This window comes from Amycolatopsis arida (assembly GCF_900115565.1).
In the GTDB taxonomy this organism is placed as follows: domain Bacteria; phylum Actinomycetota; class Actinomycetes; order Mycobacteriales; family Pseudonocardiaceae; genus Yuhushiella; species Yuhushiella arida.
The window spans coordinates 189008-215561 of record NZ_FOWW01000006.1 but is presented as its reverse complement, the minus strand read 5'-3'; the positions used below and the strand labels follow the sequence as shown (position 1 = coordinate 215561).

General features: G+C 71.9%; 24 protein-coding genes and 2 pseudogenes. 15 read left to right on the top strand and 11 right to left on the bottom strand.

Annotated features, from left to right (window positions below; translation table 11 throughout):
- Positions 1 to 24: 24 nt before the first annotated feature.
- Together BM051_RS29990 and BM051_RS18600 are read left to right on the top strand one after the other, a co-directional pair.
- A pseudogene (locus BM051_RS29990) lies at positions 25 to 432 on the top strand (aldo-keto reductase family protein); the annotation flags it as partial.
- 58 nt (positions 433 to 490) lie between these two features.
- Complete coding sequence (locus tag BM051_RS18600; protein ID WP_092531678.1) at positions 491 to 1447, top strand: NAD-dependent epimerase/dehydratase family protein; 957 nt, start codon at positions 491 to 493, stop codon at positions 1445 to 1447.
- 447 nt (positions 1448 to 1894) lie between these two features.
- Here BM051_RS18600 and BM051_RS29435 read toward each other — a convergent pair whose 3' ends face one another.
- A complete protein-coding gene (locus tag BM051_RS29435) occupies positions 1895 to 2080 on the bottom strand; it encodes an SDR family NAD(P)-dependent oxidoreductase (RefSeq protein ID WP_218151699.1) in 186 nt (61 codons plus the stop codon).
- A gap of 311 nt (positions 2081 to 2391) precedes the next feature.
- Positions 2392 to 3425 (bottom strand): annotated as a pseudogene (locus tag BM051_RS18585) (DUF2332 domain-containing protein).
- Positions 3426 to 4110: 685 nt separating this feature from the next.
- Here BM051_RS18585 and BM051_RS18580 point away from each other — a divergent pair.
- Both BM051_RS18580 and BM051_RS30365 read left to right on the top strand, forming a co-directional pair.
- Positions 4111 to 5979 carry a penicillin-binding transpeptidase domain-containing protein gene (locus BM051_RS18580; protein ID WP_092531669.1) on the top strand — a complete coding sequence of 623 codons (1869 nt, stop codon included), beginning with the start codon at positions 4111 to 4113 and terminating at the stop codon, positions 5977 to 5979.
- 252 nt (positions 5980 to 6231) lie between these two features.
- Positions 6232 to 6459 carry a bifunctional ornithine acetyltransferase/N-acetylglutamate synthase gene (locus BM051_RS30365; RefSeq protein ID WP_208325887.1) on the top strand — a complete coding sequence of 76 codons (228 nt, stop codon included), beginning with the start codon at positions 6232 to 6234 and terminating at the stop codon, positions 6457 to 6459.
- 3 nt (positions 6460 to 6462) lie between these two features.
- Here BM051_RS30365 and BM051_RS18570 read toward each other — a convergent pair whose 3' ends face one another.
- The 3 genes from BM051_RS18570 to edd form a co-directional block, all read right to left on the bottom strand.
- A complete protein-coding gene (locus BM051_RS18570; RefSeq protein WP_092531666.1) occupies positions 6463 to 6714 on the bottom strand; it encodes a hypothetical protein in 252 nt (83 codons plus the stop codon).
- Between the two features lie 131 nt (positions 6715 to 6845).
- Positions 6846 to 7469, bottom strand: coding sequence for a bifunctional 4-hydroxy-2-oxoglutarate aldolase/2-dehydro-3-deoxy-phosphogluconate aldolase (gene eda, locus BM051_RS18565; protein WP_092532155.1), 624 nt, complete (start codon positions 7467 to 7469; stop codon positions 6846 to 6848).
- 8 nt (positions 7470 to 7477) lie between these two features.
- Complete coding sequence (gene edd, locus BM051_RS18560) at positions 7478 to 9382, bottom strand: phosphogluconate dehydratase (RefSeq protein ID WP_092531663.1); 1905 nt, start codon at positions 9380 to 9382, stop codon at positions 7478 to 7480.
- Positions 9383 to 9669: 287 nt separating this feature from the next.
- On the opposite strand from edd, the gene BM051_RS18555 reads away from it, so the two are divergent.
- The 5 genes from BM051_RS18555 (at position 9670) to BM051_RS28565 (ending at position 14228) form a co-directional block, all read left to right on the top strand.
- Positions 9670 to 9963: a hypothetical protein gene (locus BM051_RS18555; protein WP_092531660.1), complete on the top strand. Its 294-nt coding sequence runs from the start codon at positions 9670 to 9672 to the stop codon at positions 9961 to 9963.
- A complete protein-coding gene (locus tag BM051_RS18550) occupies positions 9960 to 10790 on the top strand; it encodes a hypothetical protein (protein ID WP_092531657.1) in 831 nt (276 codons plus the stop codon). Before BM051_RS18555 ends, BM051_RS18550 begins: the two co-directional genes overlap by 4 nt.
- Positions 10791 to 10854: 64 nt before the next feature.
- Positions 10855 to 12780: a fumarate reductase/succinate dehydrogenase flavoprotein subunit gene (locus tag BM051_RS18545; RefSeq protein WP_092531654.1), complete on the top strand. Its 1926-nt coding sequence runs from the start codon at positions 10855 to 10857 to the stop codon at positions 12778 to 12780.
- Between the two features lies 1 nt (position 12781).
- Positions 12782 to 13537 (top strand): succinate dehydrogenase/fumarate reductase iron-sulfur subunit, encoded by a 756-nt coding sequence (locus BM051_RS18540; protein WP_092531651.1) that lies wholly within the window; start codon positions 12782 to 12784, stop codon positions 13535 to 13537.
- Between the two features lie 400 nt (positions 13538 to 13937).
- Positions 13938 to 14228 (top strand): hypothetical protein, encoded by a 291-nt coding sequence (locus BM051_RS28565; protein ID WP_134045972.1) that lies wholly within the window; start codon positions 13938 to 13940, stop codon positions 14226 to 14228.
- 675 nt (positions 14229 to 14903) lie between these two features.
- Here the strand turns inward: BM051_RS28565 and BM051_RS18535 are convergent.
- The 4 genes from BM051_RS18535 to BM051_RS18520 form a co-directional block, all read right to left on the bottom strand.
- Complete coding sequence (locus BM051_RS18535) at positions 14904 to 15779, bottom strand: amino acid ABC transporter permease (RefSeq protein WP_092531648.1); 876 nt, start codon at positions 15777 to 15779, stop codon at positions 14904 to 14906.
- Positions 15776 to 16423 (bottom strand): amino acid ABC transporter permease, encoded by a 648-nt coding sequence (locus tag BM051_RS18530; RefSeq protein WP_092531645.1) that lies wholly within the window; start codon positions 16421 to 16423, stop codon positions 15776 to 15778. The genes BM051_RS18535 and BM051_RS18530 overlap by 4 nt, the downstream gene beginning before the upstream one ends.
- Before the next feature lie 126 nt (positions 16424 to 16549).
- Positions 16550 to 17461, bottom strand: coding sequence for a glutamate ABC transporter substrate-binding protein (locus BM051_RS18525; protein ID WP_092531642.1), 912 nt, complete (start codon positions 17459 to 17461; stop codon positions 16550 to 16552).
- A gap of 56 nt (positions 17462 to 17517) precedes the next feature.
- Positions 17518 to 18246: an amino acid ABC transporter ATP-binding protein gene (locus BM051_RS18520; protein ID WP_177216968.1), complete on the bottom strand. Its 729-nt coding sequence runs from the start codon at positions 18244 to 18246 to the stop codon at positions 17518 to 17520.
- 309 nt (positions 18247 to 18555) lie between these two features.
- Here BM051_RS18520 and miaB point away from each other — a divergent pair, with 309 nt between their 5' ends.
- Together miaB and BM051_RS18510 are read left to right on the top strand one after the other, a co-directional pair.
- The gene (miaB, locus tag BM051_RS18515; RefSeq protein ID WP_092531635.1) at positions 18556 to 20034 is read left to right on the top strand and encodes a tRNA (N6-isopentenyl adenosine(37)-C2)-methylthiotransferase MiaB; all 1479 of its coding nucleotides are present in this window, start codon (positions 18556 to 18558) and stop codon (positions 20032 to 20034) included.
- Positions 20031 to 20522, top strand: coding sequence for an Rv2732c family membrane protein (locus BM051_RS18510; RefSeq protein WP_092532152.1), 492 nt, complete (start codon positions 20031 to 20033; stop codon positions 20520 to 20522). Before miaB ends, BM051_RS18510 begins: the two co-directional genes overlap by 4 nt.
- Before the next feature lie 122 nt (positions 20523 to 20644).
- Here the strand turns inward: BM051_RS18510 and BM051_RS18505 are convergent, their stop codons facing one another.
- On the bottom strand, positions 20645 to 21958 hold the full coding sequence (locus tag BM051_RS18505; RefSeq protein ID WP_092531632.1) for a DUF349 domain-containing protein: 1314 nt from the start codon (positions 21956 to 21958) through the stop codon (positions 20645 to 20647).
- A 185-nt stretch (positions 21959 to 22143) separates the two neighbouring features.
- On the opposite strand from BM051_RS18505, the gene BM051_RS18500 reads away from it, so the two are divergent.
- The 3 genes from BM051_RS18500 (at position 22144) to dapF (ending at position 24665) form a co-directional block, all read left to right on the top strand.
- Entirely contained in the window at positions 22144 to 22863 is a 720-nt protein-coding gene (locus BM051_RS18500) for a class III extradiol dioxygenase subunit B-like domain-containing protein (protein ID WP_092532149.1), read from the top strand.
- Positions 22860 to 23768 carry a tRNA (adenosine(37)-N6)-dimethylallyltransferase MiaA gene (gene miaA / locus BM051_RS18495; protein WP_243859299.1) on the top strand — a complete coding sequence of 303 codons (909 nt, stop codon included), beginning with the start codon at positions 22860 to 22862 and terminating at the stop codon, positions 23766 to 23768. Before BM051_RS18500 ends, miaA begins: the two co-directional genes overlap by 4 nt.
- A 66-nt stretch (positions 23769 to 23834) precedes the next feature.
- Positions 23835 to 24665 (top strand): diaminopimelate epimerase, encoded by an 831-nt coding sequence (gene dapF / locus BM051_RS18490; RefSeq protein WP_092531626.1) that lies wholly within the window; start codon positions 23835 to 23837, stop codon positions 24663 to 24665.
- A 56-nt stretch (positions 24666 to 24721) separates the two neighbouring features.
- On the opposite strand, the gene BM051_RS18485 is transcribed toward dapF, so the two are convergent.
- Complete coding sequence (locus BM051_RS18485; protein WP_092531623.1) at positions 24722 to 25978, bottom strand: MFS transporter; 1257 nt, start codon at positions 25976 to 25978, stop codon at positions 24722 to 24724.
- A gap of 61 nt (positions 25979 to 26039) precedes the next feature.
- Between BM051_RS18485 and BM051_RS18480 the strand changes: the two genes are divergently transcribed.
- A complete protein-coding gene (locus BM051_RS18480) occupies positions 26040 to 26537 on the top strand; it encodes an ArsR/SmtB family transcription factor (protein ID WP_092532146.1) in 498 nt (165 codons plus the stop codon).
- Positions 26538 to 26554 lie beyond the last annotated feature (17 nt).

Genomic DNA, 26554 nt, shown 5'->3' with positions numbered 1-26554 from the left:
CGGGTGATCGCCGCCGGTGGTGGGGTGGGTTTCTTGCTGGCGGTATCGGCGGGGCCGCGGGCGCGGTGGCCGCTCGGGCGGGCTGCGGGACCATTATCGGCTCCGGGGCCTCGCCGTGGCCTCGAGCCGGGGGCGCCGCGCGGGTGGGGTTACGCCGACGTCGGCGGGTGGCGGCTCGACGCGGCGGTGCACGAGGAGAAGGAGCACTCGGCGCGGCGGTTCCGCGCCCAGTGGCGGGAGAGCCGGCACCTGCTCGGCGACGCGATCTCGCCGTACCAGGTGCCCTCGCTCACCCCGGACAGTCCGCTGTTCACCGACGGCGAGCTGCTGGCCGAGCTCGCCGCGCTCGCGGGCTCGGGCGTGCGTGTCGGGTTCCCCACCTCCGGCCCGCGCCAGGCGGACACGATCACCCGCGCGCTCGACCTAAAGGTGCTCCGTGCCGGTGCCCATCGGGGCACCGAAAGGCCTCGCACCGCCCTAGGATCGGGCCATGCGCGTTGTCGTACTCGGCGGGACCGGGCACATCGGCACCTACCTCGTCCCGCGGCTGGTCGCGGCCGGGCACGACGTCGTCGTGGTCTGCCGCGCCCGGCGCGAGCCCTACACCGGGCACGGCGCGTGGCGGCAGGTGACCACCGTCCCGATCGACCGCGACACCGCGGAAGCCGAGGGAACCTTCGGCGCCCGCGTCGCCGACCTCGCCCCCGACGCCGTGATCGACCTGATCTGCTTCACCCCGCCCAGCGCCCGCCAGCTCGTCGACGCCCTCCGCGGCCGGATCCGCCACTTCCTGCACTGCGGCACGATCTGGGTCCACGGCCCCAGCACCGTGGTACCCACCGCGGAAGACGGGCCGCGGCGCCCCATCGCCGAGTACGGCAGGAACAAGGCCGCCATCGAGGAATACCTGCACCGCCAGGCCCAGCTCGACGGCTTCCCGGCCACCGTCGTCCACCCCGGACACATCACCGGCCCCGGCTGGGCGCCGGTCAACCCCGCGGGCAACATCAACCCGGACGTCTTCCAGCGGCTCGCCGACGGCAGACCACTGCCGCTGCCCAACCACGGAATGGAAACCGTCCAGCACGTCCACGCCGACGACGTCGCGCGGATGTTCGTCGCCGCGCTGGCCAACCGGGCGGTGAGCGTCGGCGAGAGCTTCCACGCGGTGGCCGCCACCGCGCTGACCCTGCGCGGCTACGCCGAGGCGGTCGCCGCCTGGTTCGGCCGCCCCGCCACGCTGGAGTTCCAACCCTGGGAGCAGTGGCGCGGCGGCGCCGACCCCGAGGACGCCCGCATCACGTACGACCACCTGGCGCACAGCCCGCACTGCGCCATCGAGAAGGCCCGCCGGCTGCTGGGCTTCGAACCCCGCTACACGTCGCTGGAAGCCGTCCGCGAGGCGGTCGACGCGCTGGTCGCCGTCGGCCACCTCCGTCTCGGCTGAAGCGCACCACGACCGCGCCGACGGCGGACGGCCTTTCCGGAGCGCCTCGGCGCCGGGTGAGCGCACCGGAGCGGCGGCGGGTCGTGCCGGGGTGAGGGCAACGGGCGCGTTCGCCGACTCGGCGTACCCGATCTCGCATGCCAGGTCTCGCCGCGCGCGGGCCGGTGGCCGGGCGGGCGGGTGCCGCGTCGGCGCCGGCCGCGCCGCCGCGGCATCCGGGCAACCCGCCCCGCGGGCCGCGGACGCGTCGCCGATGACGGGCCGCACCGGAGTTCGGCCCCGGTTATCCGCATTCGGCCGGACGCTATGCGCAACCGGGCCCGCTCTGCCGCCGACCACACCGCCACCCGCACGCTCTGCCCATCGTCCGCGCGGCGATCGAGGACAGCTGCACGACCGTGCCCCGGCTGTCGAGCAGGTGCGGCAGTGCCGCATGGGTCAGGTACATCAGGCCGAGCACGTGATGTTGATCATCCGGGTCCAGTCCGCGGTGTCGGCCTCCAGCACCGGGGCGAGCAGCATCATGCCGGCGCAGTTCACCAGCACGTCCAGCCGGCCGAACATGTCTACAGTAGACTGGGTGGCGGCGCGGCCGGCCGGCTCGTCGGTGACGTCGAGCGTGACGACGTGCACCTAGGTGCCGCCGCCCTCCAGTTCGTCGCGCAACGCCAACAGGCGGTCCGTCCCGAGATCGGCGACGGCCACCGAGGCGCCTCCGCGGCCAGTGCCCGTGCTGGCCCTGCCGACCCGGAGCCCGCCCCAGTGACGAACGCGACCTTGCCGTTCAGCGCTACGCCCATGCCACCCACCCCACTCGACCCGGACCTCCGTCGGGAGGAGGACCGCCCACGCGGCCCGCCCGGTCCGCGGCGTAACGGCATGTCCGCTGCCCTCGGCGCCCTTCGGTTGTGCGTGCTCCCCAGGTATGCGGGTTCGCGCGACCGTCACGGGACGCCGGCCACCCACCGCACCGGCAGGCCGTGGCCGTCGGCCAGCGCGAGCAGCCGGTCACCGCCACCGGGCCAGCCACGCAACCGCACCTCGAACCGGTCGCCGACCGGCTCCAACGACAGCACCGCCAGCGGGGCGGTGGTGCTCGCCCGCCGCCCCGCCTCCGCGATCACCTCGCCGAGCGCGCGGCGGTCGGCGTCGGCGAGGTAGCCGAGCACGATCGAGTGGAAGACCACGGTGGCCGTGCCGGGCCGCGGGGACGCGAGGTGCTCCCGCAACCAGTCGACGGCGCCGGCCCGCTCGACCCGTACCCCCGGCGCCAGGCCGCGGACGACGTCGACGGCGGAGCGCAGCCGGTCGACCGGTCGGTCTGGTCGGGCCACACGTACGACAGCAGCGTCAGCCGCCCGTCCTCGGTGCGGGGGTCGATCGGGTTCAGGTCGCACCCGAGCCGCTCCACGACGGTGACCGGGGCGCCGGCCGGGGTGGCGCCGGTGAACAGGCCGGTGATCCGCACCGGGGAGGCGGGATCGCCCCACGACCAGCCTCCCGACTCGTACCGGTACCGATCCCAGCCCAGGTTCAGCCCGGCGCTGGCCCCGATCTCCAGCAGCCGCAGTGGAAGCCCGGTCTCGCGGGCGACCAGCAAAAAGCCACCGAGCAAGCCGGCGGAGCGGCCCACCTCGTTGGTCTGCGGCGGCTTGGTGACCAGCCCGGCGAGCTCGCTGGCCCGGTCCACCACCGTTGTGTGGAACGCCTCCCACAGTCCGGGGCCGGGCCGCCCACCCACCGAGGGGTAGTGCGCGGCCAGCACGGGGGCCCGACCGTCGAGCACGAGCCGGTGCACCGAGCCGAGCAACCGCAGCGCGGGGTAGAACTCCGCGGGGCAGCCGGCGAGGTCGCGCAACACCGTCCACACCGGACCCCTCGCCGCGACGTCCTCGGCGCACCGCGCCAGGAGCCCGGCGTAGAGCTCCGACCCGAGTCGCGCGCACAGCTCCGCCTGGGTGCGGCACAGCTCGGCCATCCGGCCCGCCGCAGGGTCGGCTTCGGCGGAGGTGATCGGCGCCGCCGACCGGTCGGGCATCGACATCGGGCCGAGCGTAGTGCACCGGGTGGGCGGCACCGGGAACGTCGCTGTGCGCCCTCCCTCGGCGAGCTGTGCGTGGACCTCCGCGGGCCCCTCCTGCTGCCTCGCCCGACCTGTCGTGGCGCCGGAGCCCAGGAGGAGCCGACAGTGGCCGAGGTCAGAGAACGTCCCCGCCAGGGGATGGCCGGGAGACCCTCGTCGAGCGCCGGATGCGCCGAATCGTAAACCTGCTCACGGCCAGGGAACACGTGGAGCCGGAACAGCACTTCGCCCGGTCCTTCCTCGAGCAGCCTCCCGATGGCATCGGCCCGTTCCTCGGCTCCTGGCGCGCGGGAGGACCCGTTCACCGTCGAGTCCTCCACCCCTGTTGCGCAGAGGAACCCGAAATCACCGGGCCAAGATCATGCGCATCCGTCGCGGCGAAGACACATAACTGTTCAGATACCCGAGTGCCGAGCCGTTGTGCCGCCGGGGTGGCACGCTGGCCATCACCATTCCGAGCCGGTACCGTCCCCGGGGGTCTCGCGCCGGTGGTCACCGACGGTCGGGCGACGGCTCAGTGACAGCTCGTGGCATTGCCGGGCCGGTGATCGGGACCCGGGGGGAAAGGGGAGACGAATCGATGACGGCCACCCTTCCGGGTCGTCGATCCGGGCGGATCGCCACCCGCTGCCTTCCGGTGCTCCTGGCCGGCGCGTTGCTCACCGCGTGCGACGACGGCGACACCGACGCCGCCACGCGGTCGCTGGAGGCGTTCCTCACCTCGTGGCGCGGCGGGGTGGTGCCCGGTCACGAGGCCGAGTACCGGGAGCTCACCTCCGGTCTCGGCGCGCGTGCCCCGGAGCTGAACCCCGCGGGCGAGGTCGACGTGGACGGTGACAGGGCGACCGCGCCGGTGACGGTCGCCTGGACCCTTGCCCCGACCGTGCGCTGGGAGTACCAGACCACCGTCACCCTGGCCCGCGCCGGCGACGACTGGCGGGTCGAGTGGTCGCCGACCACCGTGCAGCCGGACCTCGCGCCCGGCGACCGGCTGGCGCTGCGCCGCGACGACGACAGCCGCGCGGCCATCCTCGACGGTGGCGGCAAGCCGATCACCGAGCCGCGGCCGGTGGTCGTGGTCGGGGTGCAACCCGGCAAGGTCGAGTCGGCCGAGCGGCTGGCCGCCGACCTCGGGGCCGCGCTCGCGGCGGACGGCGTGGACACCACGGGGTTGCCGGACAGGATCGGCGAGGCCGGCCCCGACGTGTTCCTCTCGGTGGTGACCCTGCGCAAGGAGCGATACCTCGAGGTCCGGGACGCGATCCACGACCTTCCCGGCACGGTGTTCCGCGAGGAGACCAGGGTGCTCGCGCCCAGCCGCGACTTCGCGCGGGCGCTGCTGGGCACCGTGGACCCGGTCACCAGGGAGGACATCGACGCCGCTCCCGGTGTGTTCGCCGTCGGTGACGAGAAGGGACACAACGGGCTGCAGGGACGCTACGACGAGCGGCTGCGCGGCGCGCCCGCCGTGACGGTCACCGCCGAGGGGTCGGGCCGCGAGCTGTTCCGCGCCGAGCGCCGGCCGGGCGCGCCCGTGCGGACCACACTGGACCAGAAGGTGCAGAACGCGGCGGACGGGGCCGTCGCCGAGGGGGAGAAGAAGGCCTCGATCGTCGCCGTCCGGATCTCCGACTCCGCGGTGCTCGCGGTCGCGAACTCGCCGAGCGCGGGCGCGCAGAACCTCGCGATGGACGCGCACGTGCCCCCTGGCTCGACGTTCAAGGTGGTGAGCGGCCTCAGCCTGCTCGAATCGGGCGCCGTCGACCTCGACACACCGGTGCCCTGCCCGGCGACGGTGAACGTCGAGGGACGGGTGTTCAAGAACGCCTGGAACGGCGGGCTCGACAACGCCACGTTCCGGGACGCGGTCGCCCACTCGTGCAACACCGCCTTCGCCCTGCTCGCGCCGAAGCTCGGGCCGGACGGGCTGGCCAGGACCGCGGGCACGCTCGGCATCGACCAGCGGTGGGACCTCGGCATCGACGTGCACACCGGGTCGGTCGCGACGGATGGCGGGGCCGTGGAGCAGGCCGCGGCCGCGTTCGGTCAGGGCAGGACCGTGGTCAGCCCGATGGCCATGGCCGCGGCGACCGCGGGGGTGGCTCGCGGGACGTGGCGGCAGCCCGCACTGGTCACCGACCCGGCGCCGGCCGCGCCGGCAGCCGACGGTCCGGAGCTGGACCAGGCCGCGGTCCGCGCCCTGCACACCGCCATGCGGGAGGTGGTCACCCGCGGGTCGGCCCGCCCGCTGAACGGGGCGCCCGGTGGGCCGCTGCACGGCAAGACCGGCACGGCCGAGTACGGAACCGAGACCCCGCCACGCAGCCACAGCTGGTTCGTCGGCTGGCAGGGCGACGTCGCCTTCGCGGTGTTCGTCGAGGACGGTGGCAACGACGTCAGCCTGGCGCTGGCCGCGGCCCGGCGGTTTCTGGATCGGCTCCACCGGTAGCGGACGGTAACACGACGGATGATCCGACCTTTCCGGTTTCTGGGAATGATGCTTCCGGCTGTGCGACTTGTTGGTGCATGACACGATCGGGCTGGGCCGAACGGTTATTCGGCAGCCTGCGTTCCACCGAGTGCGGCTCCGCATTTTCCTATATTGTCTGAATCGCACTCCGGGGCGATGGACGCTGGAGACCGGGCACGGGATTAAGGCGCTGGGGGCTTTCCGAAATGGAGTTCGAGAGATCTGTAGCGCATTCTTTCTCTGGGGCGTGGGGCCCACCGGGCGCGGTCAGCCACCGGCGCCACCCGTCACGCGCGGGCCAACCCCAGCGAGGTCGCACTTGGCACGCTCGCCGAGTACCTGCGCGGACCGGAGGTGGTGATCGAGATCGACCTCGGCATCGCCGACGGCTCCTTCACGGTGTACGGCTGCGACCTCACCGAGGGCTACGTCCGGCTCAACTCCGCCTACACCACCTGACCGTCACAGCCGCAGTGTCCCCAGGTGCTCCGGGGCCAGCACCGTGCTGCCCGGGCTGGCCGCGGCCACGGTGCGGGTGAACTCGGCCAGCAGGTCGGCGCGCACCGCGGGTCCGGCGGCCAGCCGCGTCGCCAGGTCGTCGTGGTGCGACGGCACGACGACCGGTGGCCGGTCGAGTGCTCCAGCGCGCGCTCGAGGTAGCGGTGCGTGCCGGGCGCGGCGGTTGAGCACCCGCAGCCGGTCGGCGACGGTCACCTGGTAGGCGAGCGTGCCGCCCTAGGTGTGTCCGCGGTCTGTGTACGTGTGTCCGCGGTCTGTGCGCGCGTGTCCGCGCCGCACGGCGCCGTTACGTGGTCGTGGAGCGCGGACACACCCGGTGCGTGGGGTCACGGGCGCAGCGCGGCGGCCTCCTTCGCGAGCGCCGTGACGCGGGAGAAGTCCCCGGCGGCCAGCGCGTCCCGGGGGGTCAGCCAGGAGCCGCCCACGCACCCGACGTTCGGCAGGGCCAGGTAGCCGGGTGCGGTGGCGGCGGTGATGCCGCCGGTGGGGCAGAACCGCAGCCCGGGCAGCGGGCCGGCGACCGAGCGCAGGAACGCGATACCGCCGGCGGCCTCGGCCGGGAAGAGCTTGAGCTCGGTCCGGCCGCGCTCGGCCAGCCGCATCGCCTCGGACACCGTGCCGGCGCCGGGCAGGTACGGCAGCCCGGTGGCGTCGGCCGCGTCGAGTACGGCGTCGGTGCTGCCCGGCGTGACCAGGAAGCGGGCTCCCGCGTCGGCGGCTCGCCGCGCCTGCTCCGGCGTGGTGACCGTGCCGGCGCCGACCACGATGTCCGGCACGGCCGCCGCCACCCGCTCGACCGCCGCCAGCGCGACGGGCGTGCGCAGGGTCAGCTCCACCACCCGGACCCCGCCGGCCAGCAGCGCCTCGGCCATCGGCACCGCGCGTGCGGCGTCGTCCAGCACCACCACCGGCATCACCGGGGAGAGCCGCAGCAGCTCCGCCGCCGGCATCGTCCCGGTCATCGCCCCACCTCCACTGCCTTCGTCGGCGCCAGGTCCCGGTCCGGGCCCAGCGGCGCGGGGGCCGGCACCGGGCCGACGACGCCCGCTCCGTGGTCGGCCGGGCCGACCACGCGGCGCAGCGCGGCGAACAGCTCCCGCCCGGTGCCGGTCCACGCCGTGTCGTCCGGCGGGCCGTCGACCAGGGGCCGCGCGGCCAGCTCCGCCGGGTCGACCAGCACCTCCAGCCGGCCGGCGCCGGCGTCGAGCCTCACCACGTCCCCATCGCGCACCTTCGCCAGTGGCCCGCCCGTCGCGGCCTCGGGCGTCACCTGGATCGCCGCGGGCACCGTGCCGGACGCGCCGGACATCCGCCCGTCGGTGACCAGCGCGACCCGGTGCCCACGGTCCAGCAGCACCCCGAGCGCCGGGGTCAACCCGTGTAGCTCGGGCATCCCGTTGGCCCTCGGTCCCTGGTGCCTCAGCACCACCACGACGTCGCGGTCGAGCTCCCCGGCGCGGAACGCCGCGGTGAACTCCTCCTGCCCGGTGAACACCCGCGCCGGTGCCTCGACCACCCGGTGCTCCGGCGCCACGGCCGACACCTTGATCACCGCGCGGCCCAGGTTGCCGGACACCATCCGCAGCCCACCGTCGGGGGCGAACGGCCGGTCCACCGGGCGGAGCACCTCCTCGTCGAGGCTGCGCGGCGGCACCTCCCGCCAGGTGAGTCGATCGCCGTCGAGCACCGGCTCGCGGCGGTAGCGGTGCAGCCCGTCGCCGGCGACCGTGCGCACGTCCGGGTGCAGCAGCCCGGCGTCCAGCAGCGTGCCGGCGAGCGTCGGCACTCCGCCGGCGGCGGCGAAGTGGTTGATGTCGGCGGTGCCGTTGGGGTAGATCCTGGCCAGCAGCGGGACGACCGTGGACAGGTCGGCGAAGTCGTCCCAGGTGAGCTGGATCCTGGCGGCCGCGGCGATCGCCACCAGGTGCATCGTGTGGTTGGTCGACCCGCCGGTGGCCAGCAGCGCGACGACCCCGTTCACCACGGCCCGCTCGTCGACCACCTCGGCCAGCGGGGTGTACTCCCGCCCGCGGGTCAGCTCGACGATCCGCCGGCCGGCCTCCTCGGTGAGCGCGCGGCGCAGTGGCGTGCCGGGCGGCACGAAGCTCGCGCCGGGCAGGTGCAACCCCATCAGCTCCACGACGAGCTGGTTGGAGTTGGCGGTGCCGTAGAACGTGCAGGTCCCCGGCGAGTGGTAGGACGCCGACTCGGCGGCCAGCAGCTCCTCCCGGTCGGCCCTGCCCTCGGCGAAGCGCTGGCGCACCTTCGCCTTCTCCGCGTTGGGCAGCCCCGAGGGCATCGGCCCCGCGGGCACCAGGATCGCCGGCAGGTGACCGAAGGACAGCGCGCCGATCAGCAGGCCGGGCACGATCTTGTCGCAGACCCCGAGCAGCAGCGCGCCGTCGAACATCTCGTGCGACAGCGCCACCCCGGTGGCCATCGCGATCACGTCCCGGCTGAACAGCGACAGCTCCATCCCGGCGCGGCCCTGGGTGATCCCGTCGCACATCGCCGGGACACCGCCGGCGAACTGGGCGACGCTGCCGGCCGCGCGGGCTGCCTCCTTCAGCCACCCAGGGAACTCGTGCAGCGGCTGGTGCGCCGAGAGCAGGTCGTTGTAGGCGGAGACGATGGCGATGCCCGGTCTGATCGACCCGCGCAGCGCCAGCCGGTCCGGCCCCGAGCAGGCGGCGAAGCCGTGGGCGAGGTTGCTGCAGGCCAGCCCGGCACGGGCGGGGCCCTCGGCGGCGGCCGCGGCCACGCGGTCGAGGTAGGCGGTCCGGGTCCGGGTGCTGCGCGCCGCGACGCGCGCGGTGACCTCGGCGAGCACCGGGTGGAGGTGGTCCGTGCGGGGTTCCGTCATGCCTGGCCTTTCGGGGAGGTCGGCGGAGGGTGGCCCGGCGGACGGCGGCGCTGGCGTCGCTGGTGGGACGTTCGACACGCTACCTCGCGGCGGAGCTCGAATCAAAATCGATACAGATGATCGAGAAACGTGACCCCGATCACCCGCGAAACGGCGCGTGTGCTACTTGTCACAGTGCACACGGAAGGGCAGAGTCGGGCAGTACGGCGGCGCCGACCCCGCCCACCACTCGGCACAAGCCCACCACAACGGCACGCCCGACGGACGAACTGACTCGGAGGTATCCGATGACCGCCACCGAAATCACCGAACTGCGACGAACCATCGGGCAGTTGCGGCAGTGCGTCGGCGCGCTGCGGGCGCGGTACGGCGAGGCGCCGGCCGTCCGGCGGCTGGTCAACGACGTCGAGCGGCTGGACATCGACGCCGGCGAGCTGGACGAGACGCCCCCGGTGCCCGCGCAGCCCAAGCCGGTGGACCGCGCCAACGTCGTCGTCGTGCCGGACACCCCGTACGACCCGGCGCTCTGGCGGGACGCCGACGACGAAGGCGTTGGCGGCTACCAGCGTCACCAGCGGTGAGCCGGCCGGTCGGCAGCGTGGCGGGCCGGACGAGCACCGGAGTCGGCACGCCGGCGCGGGCGCGGATCGGCGCCCGCACGCTGCGGACGGACCGGTGGTGGCTGCCGCCACTGCTCACCACGCTGGGGCTGGCGGTGTTCGTCATCTACGCGACGTTCCGCTCGTTCACCCGCGAGCACTACTACGTCGCCGAGCACCACTACCTCACGCCGTTCTACTCGCCCTGCCTGAGCGACTCGTGCGTGCCGGGCTCGGCGCACTTCGGCACCCCGATCGGGGAACTGCCGGGAATCATCCCGCTGGCGTTCCTGTCCTTGCCGTTCCTGCTGCTGTTCCGGCTCACCTGCTACTACTACCGGAAGGCCTACTACCGGTCGGTGTGGTTGTCGCCGCCGGCGTGCGCGGTGGCCGAGCCGCACGGGAAGTACACCGGGGAGACCCGGTTGCCGCTGATCGTGCAGAACTCGCACCGATACTTCTTCTACGCCGCGGTGGTCATCGCGCTGATCAACACCTGGGACGCGATCCTCGCCTTCGGCGGGGAACGGGGCTTCGGCATCGGGCTGGGCAACGTGGTCCTGCTGGTCAACGTCGTGCTGCTGTGGTGCTACACGCTGTCCTGCCACTCCTGCCGGCACGTGGTCGGCGGCCGGCTGAAGCACTTCTCCCGGCATCCGGTGCGGTACTGGATGTGGTCGCAGGTGACCCGGCTGAACAACCGGCACATGGTGTTCGCCTGGGTGACCCTGGCCACCCTGGTGCTCACCGACCTCTACGTGTGGTTGGTCGCCAGCGGCGCCATCGCCGACCTGCGGTTCGTCAACTGAGTCGACCGAGCCGGCCACGCACGTTCCGAACAACCCCAGCGATCCTTCTCGAGGTGGCAACTTCATGACCGAGGTCGAACGGCACGGCTACGACGTCGTGGTGATCGGTGCCGGCGGCGCGGGCCTGCGCGCGGTGATCGAGGCACGGCAGCGTGGGCTGCGCGTGGCGGTGGTGTGCAAGTCCCTGTTCGGCAAGGCACACACCGTCATGGCCGAGGGCGGGTGCGCCGCCTCGATGGGCAACGCCAACGCCAACGACAACTGGCAGGTGCACTTCCGCGACACGATGCGCGGCGGCAAGTTCCTCAACAACTGGCGGATGGCCGAGCTGCACGCCAAGGAGGCCCCGGAACGGGTCTGGGAGCTGGAGACCTACGGCGCGCTGTTCGACCGCACCCCGGACGGCCGGATCAGCCAGCGCAACTTCGGCGGGCACACCTACCCGCGGCTGGCGCACGTCGGCGACCGGACCGGGCTCGAGCTGATTCGCACCATGCAGCAGAAGATCGTCTCGCTGCAGCAGGAGGACTTCGCCGAGCACGGTGACCACGAGGCGAACCTCAAGGTGTTCGCTGAGTGCACCATCACCGAGCTGGTCAAAAAGGACGGCCGGATCGCCGGGGCGTTCGGCTACTGGCGGGAGAGCGGCCGGTTCGTCCTCTTCGAGGCGCCGGCCGTGGTGCTCGCCACCGGCGGTATCGGCAAGTCGTTCAAGGTCACCTCGAACTCCTGGGAGTACACAGGGGACGGGCACGCGCTGGCGCTGCGGGCCGGGGCGAAGCTGATCAACATGGAGTTCGTCCAGTTCCACCCCACCGGGATGGTCTGGCCGCCGAGCGTGAAGGGCATCCTGGTCACCGAGGGCGTGCGCGGTGACGGGGGAGTGCTGAAGAACGCCGACGGCGAGCGGTTCATGTTCTCCTACGTGCCGGACGTGTTCAAGGGCCAGTACGCCGACAGCGAGGAGGAGGCGGACCGCTGGTACACCGACCCGGACAACAACCGGCGCACTCCGGACCTGCTGCCGAGGGACGAGGTGGCGCGGGCGATCAACACCGAGGTCAAGGAGGGGCGCGGCTCGCCGCACGGCGGGGTGTTCCTGGACATCGCCAGCCGGCTGTCCGCCGAGGAGATCAAGCGCAAGCTGCCGTCGATGTACCACCAGTTCAAGGAGCTGGCCGATGTGGACATCACCAGGGAACCGATGGAGGTCGGGCCGACCTGCCACTACGTGATGGGCGGGATCGAGGTCGACCCGGACACCGCGGCGTCGAGCGTGCCGGGGCTGTTCGCGGCCGGTGAGTGCTCCGGTGGCATGCACGGGTCCAACCGGCTCGGCGGCAACTCGCTGTCCGATCTGCTCGTCTTCGGCCGGCGCGCCGGGCTGGGCGCGGCGTCCTATGTGGAGTCGTTGGGGCAGCGGCCGGCGGTGGCCGAGTCGGCGGTGGAGGCGGCCGCGCGGGCGGCGCTGGCGCCGTTCGACCCGCCGGCGGAGGGTGCGGGGGAGAACCCGTACACGCTGCACATGGAGCTGCAGCAGACGATGAACGACCTGGTCGGCATCATCCGCAGGGCGGAGGAGATCGAGCAGGCGCTGGAGCGGTTGACCGAGATCAGGAAGCGGGCCCGCGACGTCACGGTCGAGGGGCACCGGCAGTTCAACCCCGGGTGGCACCTCGCCATCGACCTGCGGAACATGATCGTGGTCAGCGAGTGCGTGGCGAAGGCGGCACTGATGCGCACCGAGAGCCGCGGCGGGCACACCAGGGACGACTATCCACAGCTCGATTCGGCGTGGCGCAACCGGTTGCTGGCCTGCTCGGTCGCGGCAAACTCCCCGGCGGACGCGGCGATCCCGGACGTCACGGTCGACGTGCGGCAGCAGGAGCCGATGCGGCCGGACCTGCTGGAGCTGTTCGAGCTGGAGGAGCTCCAGAAGTACTACACCGACGAGGAGCTCGCCGCGCACCCGGCGAGGCAGGAGGCCTGAGATGGCGTACCAGGGGCGGTTCCGGGTGTGGCGTGGCGACGCCGGGTCCGGGGAGTTGGCCGACTACACCGTCGAGGTCAACGAGGGCGAGGTGGTGCTCGACGTGATCCACCGGTTGCAGGCCACCCAGTGCCCGGACCTGGCGGTGCGGTGGAACTGCAAGGCCGGCAAGTGCGGCTCGTGCTCGGCGGAGATCAACGGCAAGCCGCGGCTGCTGTGCATGACCCGGATGTCGGTGTTCACCGAGGACGAGGTGGTCACGGTGACGCCGATGCGCACCTTCCCGGTGGTGCGGGACCTGGTGACCGACGTGTCGTACAACTACGTGAAGGCGCGGGAGATCCCGTCGTTCGCGCCGCCGCCGGAGCTGGCGCCCGGCGAGTACCGGATGAAGCAGGAGGACGTCGAGCGCTCGCAGGAGTTCCGCAAGTGCATCGAGTGCTTCCTGTGCCAGGACACCTGCCACGTGATCCGCGACCACGAGGAGAACAAGGAGGCGTTCGCCGGGCCGCGCTACCTGATGCGGATCGCCGAGCTGGAGATGCACCCGCTGGACGTGGCCGACCGGCGCAACCAGGCGCAGACCGAGCACGGCCTCGGGTACTGCAACATCACCAAGTGCTGCTCCGACGTGTGCCCGGAGAACATCCACATCACCGACAACGCCCTGATCCCGATGAAGGAGCGCGTCGTCGACCGCCGCTACGACCCCCTCGTCTGGCTCGGCAACAAACTCTTCCGCCGCAACGACTCCTGAAGCTGAATCGACCTGACCCGGTCCGACCAGCCCCCACGCGACTTTGCCGGGGCTGGTGCTGCGGGCACGGGCCGGGCAGCGGGCCGGGGGTCTTGTCCTCGGCTCCGTAGTCGTGTAGGAAATAGGGTAAGCCGCTATAACCTTGGGAGAGGTTTTTCGGGAGGGGGGACTTCTTGATGAGATAAATTGGTAGAGATCATGGTGGTTCGCCCGTTCAATGCAGGGTGCACTTGAACCAGATTGATGCGAACAGCCCGTACGGTCCTTTATGTGGATTGTACGCACGGCCGCGCCAGCGTTTCGCAGTACGATCTCCCCCGCGGCTGCGGGACCCCTGCAATGGAAGCATGGGTATAATGTTTCCCACGACCATGTATTCAACGGCTCTTCAGGATCCAACATGGACTGCGTCATCCCACAAAAAGGGGTTACAGCGTGCGTTCGTTTCGACCGGCAAGCCATCTACGTTCGCAGCGATAGCGCCAACGGCTATTTCAAGCTAGGCCAGCTCACGAAAGTGGTCGGCGGCGACACCTACCGCTGTCAGAACAACAACACCAATAGTGCGGGCAACGGTACCTGGGTCGGTTGCAATTTCAGCTGGCCGAGGGCCTGCTACAGGATAAAATCCGGATACGGGCAGCACGATTGGTATATCATCAATGATGTCAACCAACTGAAGTGTTTATAAGGACCTTCTCCCGTTGGGTTGAGCGGGGTTCATGATCGATTAAGTGCACGCCGTGCCGTCTGCGTTTCTGGGTTGCGAAGCTCAGAAACGATCATGGACGGGACGGCGTGTGCCCTACGAGGCTATTACGAGACCTGCTGTGGGTCCAGGACGCGGTGGTGGAGTCGAGTCGCTGGGAGGAGGTGGGTGAGGACGGCTCGTCGGGGCTGGTGCTGCGGGCACGGGCCGGGCAGCGGGGCCGGCGCTCGCGCTGTGGGCGGCGGTGTGCGGGCCAGGATCGGTGTGGTTTCGGCTCGGCGGTGGCGCAGCCTGACTGGGGCGTCATCCCGAGTTCGTCAAGCTCGCCGCCACCATCCGCCGATACCTGCCCCTGATCCACAGCACCCTCGATCACATGGCCTCTGCCCACCACTACCCCAACGGTCCTAACAGACACATTGCTCGAAGTCGTGTTGTTTTCAGTCGAAGCTGATGCCTCGCTGCCGAGAAATAGTGTCGACGCCGCCAATGCGAGTGCGGTTAACCAACGACTGCTGGATCTCATTGGCGACATTCTTCCTCCTGTTATGATTTCGGAGTTCCTCCTTCCTGTGGAGTATTATGGTGGTAGCGCATTATCGCATATCGTAATGATCGTGGAAGTCACACCGCGATCCGAGTGGTTCCCAACATGGCTCAAACGCGTTGCTGTTCGGCATCAGGGATGTGTACGGCCCCCTCCTCCTTCGCCGGTACCACTCCGGGAGCGACCGGGGCCTTCTTGTTCCTCCGGTTGCGTTGCTCCAGGTACCGGGCCAGACCGGTCAGCGCGAGGCACATCGCGATGTACATGGCGCCGACGAGGAGGGTGACCGGCACCAGCGGACGGCCGAACTCGACCAGGCCGCCGAGGTACCGGGCGTACCGCAGCAGCTCCTCGTAGGTGATGAGGAAGCCCAGCGCGGTGTCCTTCAGCAGCACCACAAGCTGGCTGACGATCGCCGGCAGCATCGCCCGCAGCGCCTGGGGCAGCAGGACGAACTGCATCACCTGCGTCTTGCCCATGCCGACCGCGTAGGCCGCCTCGCTTTGCCCCCTGGGCAGGGACAGCACGCCGGCCCGGAACACCTCGGCCAGAACCGACCCGTTGTACAGCATGAGACCGAGCACCACCGAGTAGAACGGTGCCCCGAGGCTCAGACCGAAGTGGAAGAAGAAGATCATCACGACCAGCGGCACCGCACGGAAGAACTCGACGATGATCGTCGACGGCACCCGGAAGACGGCGTGGTCGGAGAGCCGGCCGGCCGCGAAGACGGCACCGAACGCCAGGGCCAGCACGGCGCCGACGGCGAACGCCTTGAGCGTGTTGCCCAGCGCGGCCAGCAGATCGAGCTGCACCTGCTCGTACTGGATCCAGTTCCACATCCGTGCGGCGAACTGGCCGGCCTCGGCGAACTGGTAGATCACGAACGCGAGGATCGCGGCGATCGCGGCGCCACCGACCACGGCGTAGACCCGGTGCCGAACTCGAGCCTTCGGCCCGGGGACGTCGAACAGAACCGAGCTCATCGGACCACGCTCCACCGCTTCTCGAGGCTGCGTTGCAGTTGGGTGATGGGGATGATGAGGATGACGAACCCGAGTGCCACCCAGAGCAACCCGATCATCACGCTGTACCCCCGCTCGGAGAGGTAGGCCGAGATGGAGCCGGCCTCGAACACCGAGAAGCCGGCCGCGATCGTGGTGTTCTTGAACAGCGCGATCATGGTGCTGATCATCGGCGGCACCACCGAGCGAACGGCCTGCGGGAGCACGATCGAGCCGAGGATCTGCCCGAACGTCATGCCGATCGCGCGGGCGGCTTCGGCCTGGCCGACCGGCACGGTGTTGATCCCGGAGCGCACGACCTCGCAGACGAACGCCGACGTGTACAGCGTGAGCGCGACGACCGCGGCGGTGAAGAACGAGACGTCGACGATCCGCAGCAGCGGGTACGCGAACGCGAAGAAGAAGAAGATCAACGTGAGCGGGGTGTTCCGGAACAACGTCACGTAGGTGGTACCGGCCGCTCGCAGAACGGGCACCGGGCTGACCCTCAGCATCGCCAGGATCGTGCCCAGCACCAGTGACCCGGCCGCCGAGATCAGGAACAGCTTGATCGTGTTCAGAAAGGCGGGAATGAACAGGTCGAGGTTGTCGAGTAGGACGTCCATAGTGTTCCTCGGAGTCGGTGGCGGCACCCGACGGTCTTCGCCCGGTTGGGCCGGTGCCGGTACGACCGGGCCGCCTACGACCGCGGCCGGCGGGGCACGGGGTGCTCCGCCGGCCGCGACGTGGAATCAGTACCGGTCGATGGTCGGCTTCTCGGCGGGCGCGCCGGACTTGCCGAGCGTGGCGTCGTAGATCTTCTCCCAGTCGCCGTTCTGCAGCGACTCTTCGAGGATGTCGTTCACCTTGTCCCGCAGCGCCTTGTCGCCCTTCGGCATGCCGATGCCGTACGGCTCCTCGGAGAAGGTGTCCCCGACGACCTTGAACTTGTCCGGCTCCTGCGCCGCGTAGCCCTTCAGAATCGCGTCATCGGTGGTCACCGCGTCGACCTGGCCCTGGACGAGCTGGTTGACGCACTGTGAGTAGGTCTGCAGCTCGACGATCTTGTCAGTCAGGTTCTGGTCGCGCACCCGCTGGATCGGGGTCGAGCCGGTCACCGAGCAGACCGTCTTGCCCTGCAGCGAGTCCTTGCCGGTGATGTCGGTGTTGTCCTCGCGAACCAGGAGGCCCTGCCCGGCGACGAAGTACGGGCCGGCGAAGGCGACCTGCTCCTTGCGCTTGTCGTTGATCGTGTACGTGCCGACGTAGTAGTGCACGTCCCCGTTGATGATGGCCTGCTCCCGACCAGCGGAGGGCACCGGCTTGTACTCGATCGTCCCGGGTTCGAAGCCGAGCTTCGCAGCCACGTAACGGGCGATCTCGATGTCGAAACCGCTGTACTCACCGGTCGTCGGGTCCTTGTACCCGAGACCCGGCTGGTCCTCCTTCACCCCGACGACGGGGTGGCCCTTGGCCTTCATGTCCTGGAACGTCGGCGAGCCCTCGACGCTGACGTTCTCGGCCACCTGGTAGGTCAGCGGCTGAGCGCCGCCGTTGCCGTCGCCGTCGCCGTTGCCCGCGTCGGTGGGGCCACCTTCCTTCCCGCACGCCGACAGGGCGAGGCCGCTGATCAGCAGACCCGCGGCGAGGGTACGAAACCTCATGAGTTCCTCTCCTGACTGGTTCATCGGCCGCGGCACGGCGGTGCCGCGGGGTGGAGCTAGTGCGTCAGAATCTTGCCGAGGAAGTCCTTCGCCCGGTCCGACTTCGGGTTGGTGAAGAAGTCGTCCGGGGTCGAGTCCTCGACGATCTCACCATCCGACATGAACACCACCCGGTGCGCGGCGCGGCGGGCGAAACCCATCTCATGAGTGACCACGACCATGGTCATGCCCTCCTTGGCCAGCCCGACCATGGTGTCCAGCACCTCCTGGACCATCTCGGGGTCCAGCGCCGAGGTCGGCTCGTCGAACAGCATCACCTTCGGGCGCATCGCCAGCGCCCTGGCGATCGCCGCCCGCTGCTGCTGGCCGCCGGACAGCTGCGCCGGGTACTTCTCCGCCTGGTCGGTGATGCCCACCCGCTCGAGCAGCTCCATCGCCGTCTTCCTGGCCTCCGCCGGGTTGACCTTGCGCACCTTGATCGGCCCGAGGGTGACGTTCTCCAGGATGCTCTTGTGCGCGAACAGGTTGAACTGCTGGAACACCATGCCGACATCCGCGCGCAGCGCCGCCAGCGCCTTGCCCTCCGCGGGCAGCGCCTTGCCGTCGACGTAGATCTCCCCGGAGTTGATCGGCTCGAGCCGGTTGATCGCCCGGCACAGGGTGGACTTGCCCGACCCCGACGGCCCGAGCACCACGACGACCTGACCCCTCGGCACCTCCAGGTTGATGTCCTTCAGCACGTGCAGGTCGCCGAAGAACTTGTCCACGGCCACCGCCTTGATCATCGGCGGCGAGGGCGTCGCATCGGTCATCTGGCCTCCATCGCGGCGGTCTGCTCGAGCTCGGGCCCACTTCCGGGCAACAACGGGATCTAACACCGAAGCGGCCCGGGAGAGACGCTCTTTGGTCAAAACGCAACCTAGGTGCTACTCGGGTCACCCCGAAAGGTGACCCGGAGCATTGTGGGCGAGACTCTAACGACTCGCCCGCCGAGCCGGCACGTCAGGTCGTGACGGCCCACGTCACCGGCCTGCCGGGGCCGCGGCCTACCCTGGAAGGTGACGTACCGCCATCGCACGCGACCAGGAGTTCGGGTGACCCGGAGTTACCAGATCCGCACCTTCGGCTGCCAGATGAACGTCCACGACTCGGAGCGGCTCGCCGGGCAGCTCGAGGACGCGGGCTACGAGCCGGCCGGCCCGGAGGGCACGCCCGACGTCATCGTGTTCAACACGTGCGCCGTGCGGGAGAACGCGGACAACAAGCTGTACGGCCACCTGGGCCAGCTCCGCCCGGTGAAACGGGCCAACCCGAACCTGCAGATCGCCGTCGGCGGGTGCCTCGCGCAGAAGGACCGCGGCGAGATCGTCCAGCGGGCGCCCTGGGTGGACGTCGTGTTCGGCACGCACAACATCGGCTCGCTGCCGGTCCTGCTGGAGCGGGCCCGGCACAACGCCGAGGCCCAGGTGGAGATCCTGGAGGCGCTGGAGACCTTCCCGTCCACGCTGCCCGCCCGCCGCGACTCGGCGTACTCCGGCTGGGTGTCCATCTCGGTCGGGTGTAACAACACGTGCACGTTCTGCATCGTTCCGTCCCTGCGCGGCAAGGAGCGGGACCGCCGGCCGGGGGAGATCCTGGCCGAGGTCGAGGCGCTGGTCGCCGAGGGCGTGCTGGAGGTGACGCTGCTCGGCCAGAACGTCAACACCTACGGTGTCGAGTTCGGCCGGCGGGACGCGTTCGCCGAGCTGCTGCGCGCGTGCGGCCCGATCGAGGGGCTCGAGCGGGTGCGGTTCACCTCCCCGCACCCGGCGGCGTTCACCGACTCGGTGATCGACGCGATGGCCGAGACCCCGAACGTGTGCCACCAGCTACACATGCCGTTGCAGTCCGGTTCGGACCGGGTGCTGAAGCGGATGCGCCGTTCCTACCGGGCCAGCCGGTTCCTGTCCATCCTGGACAAGGTGCGCGCGGCGATGCCGGACGCGGCCATCACCACCGACATCATCGTCGGCTTCCCCGGGGAGACCGAGGAGGACTTCCAGGCCACCCTCGACGTGGTGCGGCAGGCCCGCTTCTCCGGCGCGTTCACCTTCCAGTACTCCAAGCGGCCCGGCACCCCGGCGGCGGAGATGCCCGACCAGGTGCCCAAGGAGGTCGTGCGGGAGCGCTACGACCGGCTGGTCGCCCTGCAGGACGAGATCGCCTGGGCGGAGAACAGGACGCGGGTCGGGCGCACCGTGGAGCTGCTGGTCGCCGCGGGGGAGGGCCGCAAGGACGCCGAGACCCACCGGATGACCGGCCGGGCCAGGGACGGCCGGCTGGTGCACTTCACCCCGCGTGGCGCGGTGGTCGACCGCGCCGTCCGGCCGGGCGACGTCGTGGAGGCCGTGGTCACCTATGCCGCGCCGCACCACCTGGTCGCCGACGGTGAGCTCGTCTCCCACCGGCGCACCCGGGCCGGGGACAACACCGAGGCCGGGCTGCGGCCGAAGACCGGCGGGGTCAGCCTCGGCCTGCCGGGGTTCGGCACGCCACCGCAGCCGCCGGCCGCCGTCGGGGGGTGCGCGCGATGAGCGGCACCCCGAGCGGATCCGGCGACCGGGCCTCCTCCGACGTCGACCGGCTCGCCGCCGACGTCGACGCCGTGGTCAGTCGGGCCGCCCGCACCGTGGAGCTGGGCCGCCGCGGGTTCGTGATCGCCGTGGCCACGTTCGCGCTGATCGTCGGGCTGCTGCTGCCGTGGGTGGGCGACGTCGCCGGGTGGCAGGTGCTGGCCGGCGAGGGCGGTGCCGTGCCGCGGCTGTTCGCGGCGACGTCCACGGCGTTCGGGGTGATCGCCTCGGCGCTGGCGCTGGCCACCCGACGGTGGTGGCTGACCTGGGTGTGCGCCGTCGGCGGTTGGTTCGCCTCGGTGGACGGGGTGCTGGCGATCTGGTCGCAGCAGTCGTCGCCGGCCAGCGGCGCGCCCGGCGCCGGCCCCGGCATCGGGATGGTGCTCGCCCTGGTCGCGATGATCGTGCTCGCCGCGCAGTGGATGCGCACCGCCTGGTCCCGCACCTGACCCGCTCGTCCGGCGGCGACCGCGACCGGAGGACCCTCGCCGCGCGGCAGCGGTGAGGGTCCGTGCGTTGCGCGAGTGCGCCGGAGCCGGGTGACCCGCGCGGCGTGGCCTCCGACTCCGGGTCAGCGGTCGGCGACGGCGCGCTCCGCGGCCGCGAGCCACTCCCGCCACTGGGCGGCCTGCTCCTCGGCCTTGCGGGCCCTGCGCTCGTCGCCGGCGGCGCGGGCCTTGGCGGCCTGCGACTCGAACTGCTCGACCCGCTCGCGGAACTGCGCCGCCCTGGCCTCGGCCTCCGGGTCGGTGCGCCGCCACTTGCTGTCCTCGGCCTCGCGCACCCGGTCCTGCACGGCCCTGAGCCGGCCGTCGAGCTCGCGGATCCGCTCCCGCGGCACCTTGCCGATCTGGTCCCACGCGTCCTGGATCCGGCGCAGTTGCGCCTTCGCCCCCTCCAGGTTCACCGAAGGGTCGATCTTCTCCGCCTCGGCGAGCAGCTCCTCCTTCTTGGTGGCGTTGGCGGCGAACTCGGCGTCCCGCTCGGAGAACACCGCGGACCTGCGGGAGAAGAACCTGTCCTGGGCGGCCCGGAACCGCTGCCACAGCGCCTCGTCGGTGTCCTTGGGCGCCCGCCCCGCGGCCTTCCACTCCGCCATCAGCTCCTTGTACCGGCCGGCGGTGGGCCCCCAGTCCGAGGACTCCGACAGCTCCTCGGCCTCGGCGATCAGCTCCTCCTTGCGGGCCCGCGCGGCGGCCCGCTGCTTGTCCAGCTCGGCGAAGTGCGAGCCGCGCCGGCGGTTGAACGACTCCCTGGCCTTGGCGAAGCGCTTCCACAGCTCGTCGTCGGTCTTGCGGTCGACGCCCTTGATCGTCTTCCACTCGTCCAGGATCGCCCGCAGCCGGTCGCCGGCGGCCTTCCACTGGGTCGACTCGGCGGCGATCGTCTCCGCCTCCTCGGCCAGCGCCTGCTTGCGCGCGACGGCGGCCGCGCGGGCCTGCTCCCGCTCCTGCCGCACCTCGGCCAGCGCCCGCTCGGCGTGCGCGAGGACGTGCTCCACCCGAGCCCGCAACGCCGTGAGGTCGCCGACCACCGCGGCCTCGCCGAGGCCGTCCCTCAGCTGGGTCGCGCTGGCCAGCACCTGCTTCGGGTCGCCGGTCCCCGACGACAGCCGAGTCTCCAACAGCTCGGCCTCGGTGCGCAGGTCGTCGAACCGGCGCGCGTAGTGCAGCAGCCCCTCCTCCGGGGTGCCGGCCTGCCAGATCCCGATGACCCGCTCACCGTCCTCGGTGCGGACGTAGACCTTGCCCTCCTCGTCCACCCGGCCCCAGCGCTCGGGGCTGGCCTCGGCGTTCGGCACCGGGGGCGCCGGGGCGGCGTGCGCGTGGGGCACCTGGGACGGCGCCGGGACGTCGGTGCCGTCGGGTGTGCTGTGGTCGGCCATGGCCGGCTCCTTCTCGCCTGTCGGCCCGCCCGGTGGCGGGCGCCCCGCCGGGTGGCGGGGCCGGGTGGTGCGTGGTGCGGCGGGACCGCGATCCCTGGCGGGCATTCAAACAGGTCAGCGCCGTTCGTGGTACTCCGAGCCTGGGTCGGCGACCCGTTCCGGTGTGCCGGGTACCGTCGATCGGTGTGATCACCCATGCCGCCGTGGTGCCCCATCCTCCCCTGCTCGTGCCCGAGCTGGTGCCCGGAATGGTGGACGCGACCGCGGCCGTCCGTACGGCCTGCGTGGCCGCCGCCCGGCGGCTCGCCGAGGTGGCCGGGCACTGGCTGGCCATCGGCGCCGACGCCTGCCCGGGCCGGATGCGCCCGCCCGCGCGGGGCACGTTCGCCGGCTACGGCGTCGACGTGCCGGTGACGCTGTCCCGATCGGCCCCCGCCGAGCTCACCGACCTGCCGCTGCCGGCGCTGGTCGCGGCCTGGCTGCGGGAGCGGGCCGGCGCCGAGTCGGTGGAGGTCGAGTTGCTGGCCGTGAACGCCGGTGCCGCCGGCGACGCCGACCGGGACCGGCTGGTGGACCGGCTGGCCGCGGTCGACGGCGCGACCGACCCGGTGGGCCTGCTGGTGCTCGGTGACGGCGCGAACCGGCACGGGCCGCGCGCCCCCGGCGGGGAGGACGACCGCGCCCCCGGATTCGACCGGGCCGTCGGTGCCGCGCTGGGCACCGCGGACACCGCGGCGTTGCTGGCACTCGACCCCGAGCTGGCCGCCGAGTTGGGCGCCGGAGGGCGGGTGCCCTGGCAGGTGCTGGCCGCGCTGGCCGCCCCGGGCCGCTGGCGGGCGCGGCTGCTGTACTCGGCCGCCCCGTTCGGGGTCGGCTACCACGTCGCGGTGTGGGAGCGAAGGTGATCCGACCGGTCGCCGTCGTCGGCCCCACCGCCACCGGCAAGACCGCGCTGGGGGTGGAGCTCGCGCTCGCCCTGGGCGGCGAGGTGGTCAACGCCGACGCGATGCAGCTCTACCGCGGCATGGACATCGGCACCGCGAAGGCCACCGTCGAGGAGCGGCGCGGCGTGCCGCACCACCTGCTCGACGTGCTGGACGTGACCGAGACCGCGTCGGTCGCGGCCTACCAGCGCGACGCGCGGGCGTGCGTCGCGCGGCTGCTCGCGGCCGGCAGGGTGCCGGTGCTGGTGGGCGGGTCCGGCCTGTACGTCCAGGCCGTGCTCGACGACCTGCGCTTCCCCGGCACCGACCCGGCCGTGCGCGCGGAGCTGGACCGGGAGGCCGCCGAGCGCGGCGCGGCGGCGCTGCACGCCAGGCTGGCCGAGCTGGACCCGACCGCCGCCGCGGCGATCCTGCCGTCGAACACCCGACGGATCGTGCGCGCGCTGGAGGTCATCCGGATCACCGGGCGGCGGTTCTCGGCGAACCTGCCCACCCCGGGGGCTCCGCGCTACGGCGCGGTCCTGGTCGGGATCGACCGCGCGGTCGACGAGCTCGACGCGCGGGTGGAGCGGCGGGTGCGGTGGATGTTCGACGCCGGTTTCGTCGACGAGGTGCGCGCGCTGGTCGACCGTGGCCTGCGCGAGGGGAGGACCGCCTCCCGCGCGCTTGGTTACCAGCAGGTGCTCGCCGAGCTCGACGGCGCGGGCGACTTCGCGGCCGCCGCCGAGGCGACCGTGGTGGCCACCCGGCGCTTCGTCCGGCGGCAGCGGTCGTGGTTCCGCCGGGATCACCGGATCCGGTGGTTCGACGGCGGCCGGCCGGACCTCACCGAGCGGGTGCGAGAGGTGGTGTCCGTCGTCGACTGAGCGATCCGGGTTCCGCGCGCCGGCAGTGGATCCGCGGGCTGGGGGCGGAACCCGTAACCTGTGCGCATGGGCGGCATCGAGTTCCTCAAGGGGCACGGCACGCAGAACGACTTCGTGCTGCTCCCCGACCCGGCCGGGCGGCTGGACCTGACTCCCGAGCGGGTGGCCGCGCTGTGCGACCGGCAGCGCGGGCTCGGTGCCGACGGGGTGCTACGGGTGGTGCGGCCGGCGGCGCTGGGCGTGGAGTCGGCCGGCGAGTGGTTCATGGACTACCGCAACGCCGACGGCTCGCTCGCCGAGATGTGTGGCAACGGGGTGCGGGTGTTCGCCCGCTACCTCGTCGACGCCGGGCTGGTCACCGAGGCGGACTTCGCGCTCGGCACCCGGGCGGGCGACCGGAGGGTTCGGGTCCACCCGGACCGCTCCGTGACCGTCCACATGGGAGCGGCGCGGATCGTGGGCAGCTCGGTCACCGCGGTGGCCGGCAGGGAGTTCTCCGGCATCGCGGTGGACGTGGGCAACCCGCACCTGGTGTCGTTCGCCGACGACGACGTGGCCGACCTCGACCTGCGCGACCAGCCGGCGTTCGACCGCGACGTCTTCCCGCACGGCGTGAACCTGGAGTTCGTGAACGTCCTCGACGCCGACGCACTGCGGATGCGGGTCTACGAGCGCGGGGTCGGGGAGACCCGGGCGTGCGGCACGGGCACCGTCGCGGCGGTGGCCGCGGCCGTGCACCTCGCCGGCACCGACACCGGTTCCTCCACTGTGGAGCTTCCCGGCGGCACGGTGCGGGTCACCGTCGAGCACGGCGCGTCCACCCTGACCGGGCCGGCGGAGATCGTCGCCCGTGGCGAGCTGGACGAGGGCTGGTGGGCCGGCGCGGCCCGCCCCTGACCGCGCGGGAGCCGGACGCCCCACGCTCCCGCCGGATCCGACGACGCGAGGCTCGTTCAGGATCCGGACGGGACCACGCGGGCGGGCGTGGTGGGCACGTCCCGCATCGTGCGCAGCGGGGAGCAGAGCACCCATGCCACGGCGACGGTGCTCGCGGCGGCGGCCACCCACACCGTGGCCGGCACCCCGATCCACTCGCCGAGCAGGCCGCCGGCCAGCGCGCCCAGCGGGAGGGTTCCCCAGACCACGCACCGGATGCTCGCGTTCATCCGGCCGAGCAGGTGGTCCGGGCAGAGAGCCTGCCGGTAGCTGATCTGGGCGACGTTGTAGACGACGATCCCGTAGCCGGTGACGACGAGGCCAGCCACGACGAGGCCGATCCGCCAGCCCGGCGCGCTCAGCGGGACGAGGAACATCGCCGGCGCGGTCAGCAGCGGCACCAGCCAGATCGCCCGAGCCTGCCCGATCCGGCGGGTCCACCACCCGGCGGTGAGCGCGCCGAGCACGCTGCCCGCCCCGCCGGCGGCGAGCACCGTGCCGACCGCGGCGGCCGGAAGGCCCAGGTGCCGGGTCAGGAAGAGCACCTCGACCGCGGTGAACGCGGCGCCGGCGAAGTTCGCGGAGGCGGTGTAGCCGGTGATGGCCCGCAGCGCGCGGTCGCCGAACACGAACCGCAGCCCCTCGGCCACCTCGGTGCGCAGCCGGGTGCCCTCGGCGCGGACCGGGCGTGGCTCCCTGGCCCGGATCCGCAGCAGCCAGCCGGCCGAGGCGAGGTAGGACAGGCCGGTCGCGGTCACCGCGGTGGCCGCGCCGACCGCCTGGACCAGCAGCCCGCCGATGCCGGGGCCGGTGACCTGGGCGACCGACTGGCTGGCCTGCAGCTTGGTGTTGCCCTCCACCAGCCGGTCCCGCCCGACGAGGAACGGCAGGTAGGACTGATAGGACACGTCGAAGAACAGGGTGCACGCGCCCACCAGCAGCGCCACGACGACGAGGTGGGTCAGCGTGAGCGCACCCGCCCACCATGCCAGCGGCACGGTCAGCAGCAGCGTCCCGCGCACGGCGTCGGCGGCGAGCATGAGCGTGCGCCGGCGGACCCGGTCGACCCAGACGCCGGCGGGCAAACCGAGGAGCAGGAACGCGGCGTGCTCGGCGGCGGTGAGCAGGCCCATCTGCGCCGGCGTGGCGGCGAGCACGGTCGCGGCGAGCAGGGGCAGCACGGTGTGTCCGACGAAGGTGCCGAACTGGCTGACCGTGTCGCCGGCCCAGAGCCGGCGGAAGTCGCGGTGGAGCCACAGGGACACGCGGGGCATCCGAGCAGCATGCCGCCAGTGATTGGAATGTGTCAATCACTGCTCGTCGTAGGCTGTGCGGGTGGACCCACGACGGAAGGCCACCGAGGCCGAGGCGAACGCGCTCGCCTCGGGAATACGGCTGCGCATCATCCGGTTGACCTACGCGGAGGCACTGACCAACAAGGAGTTGGCCGAACGCTTGGGCCGCGATCCCGCGACGACGTTGCACCACGTCCGCAAGCTGGTGGACGCGGGCTTCCTGCGGCCACAACCCGCGCGCAGGGGAAACCGCGGCGCGAAGGAGATCCCGTACCGGTCCACCGGCCTGTCCTGGCGGCTGGACAACGCCGACAGCGACGGTGTCCGTGAGGCGATGCTCGAGGCGTTCCTCGCGGAGGTGGCGGAGACCGGTCCCGGTGAGCTGGACCAGTCCCGCCTGGTGGTGCAAATGCCCGCCGAGGAGCAGGAGGAGTTCCGACATCGGCTGCGGGAGCTGCTCGACGAGTTCGCGGCCCGCCCGCGACGGTCCGGCGCCGACCGCATGGCGGTGTACCTGGCGCTCTACCCGAGCCGGTAATTGGCTCGTTGATCCCC

Coding starts and splice junctions, on each gene's coding strand:
- edd (WP_092531663.1), bottom strand. CDS start 9,382: ATGACGGAACCCCGCACGGACCACCTCCACCCGGTGCTCGCCGAGGTC.
- BM051_RS18545 (WP_092531654.1), top strand. CDS start 10,855: ATGACCGAGGTCGAACGGCACGGCTACGACGTCGTGGTGATCGGTGCC.
- BM051_RS18505 (WP_092531632.1), bottom strand. CDS start 21,958: ATGGCCGACCACAGCACACCCGACGGCACCGACGTCCCGGCGCCGTCC.
- dapF (WP_092531626.1), top strand. CDS start 23,835: ATGGGCGGCATCGAGTTCCTCAAGGGGCACGGCACGCAGAACGACTTC.
- BM051_RS18580 (WP_092531669.1), top strand. CDS start 4,111: ATGACGGCCACCCTTCCGGGTCGTCGATCCGGGCGGATCGCCACCCGC.
- BM051_RS28565 (WP_134045972.1), top strand. CDS start 13,938: ATGGACTGCGTCATCCCACAAAAAGGGGTTACAGCGTGCGTTCGTTTC.
- BM051_RS18485 (WP_092531623.1), bottom strand. CDS start 25,978: ATGCCCCGCGTGTCCCTGTGGCTCCACCGCGACTTCCGCCGGCTCTGG.
- BM051_RS18535 (WP_092531648.1), bottom strand. CDS start 15,779: ATGAGCTCGGTTCTGTTCGACGTCCCCGGGCCGAAGGCTCGAGTTCGG.
- eda (WP_092532155.1), bottom strand. CDS start 7,469: ATGCCGGCGGCGGAGCTGCTGCGGCTCTCCCCGGTGATGCCGGTGGTG.
- BM051_RS18540 (WP_092531651.1), top strand. CDS start 12,782: ATGGCGTACCAGGGGCGGTTCCGGGTGTGGCGTGGCGACGCCGGGTCC.
- BM051_RS18555 (WP_092531660.1), top strand. CDS start 9,670: ATGACCGCCACCGAAATCACCGAACTGCGACGAACCATCGGGCAGTTG.
- BM051_RS18510 (WP_092532152.1), top strand. CDS start 20,031: ATGAGCGGCACCCCGAGCGGATCCGGCGACCGGGCCTCCTCCGACGTC.
- BM051_RS18530 (WP_092531645.1), bottom strand. CDS start 16,423: ATGGACGTCCTACTCGACAACCTCGACCTGTTCATTCCCGCCTTTCTG.
- BM051_RS18520 (WP_177216968.1), bottom strand. CDS start 18,246: ATGATCAAGGCGGTGGCCGTGGACAAGTTCTTCGGCGACCTGCACGTG.
- BM051_RS18525 (WP_092531642.1), bottom strand. CDS start 17,461: ATGAGGTTTCGTACCCTCGCCGCGGGTCTGCTGATCAGCGGCCTCGCC.
- BM051_RS18600 (WP_092531678.1), top strand. CDS start 491: ATGCGCGTTGTCGTACTCGGCGGGACCGGGCACATCGGCACCTACCTC.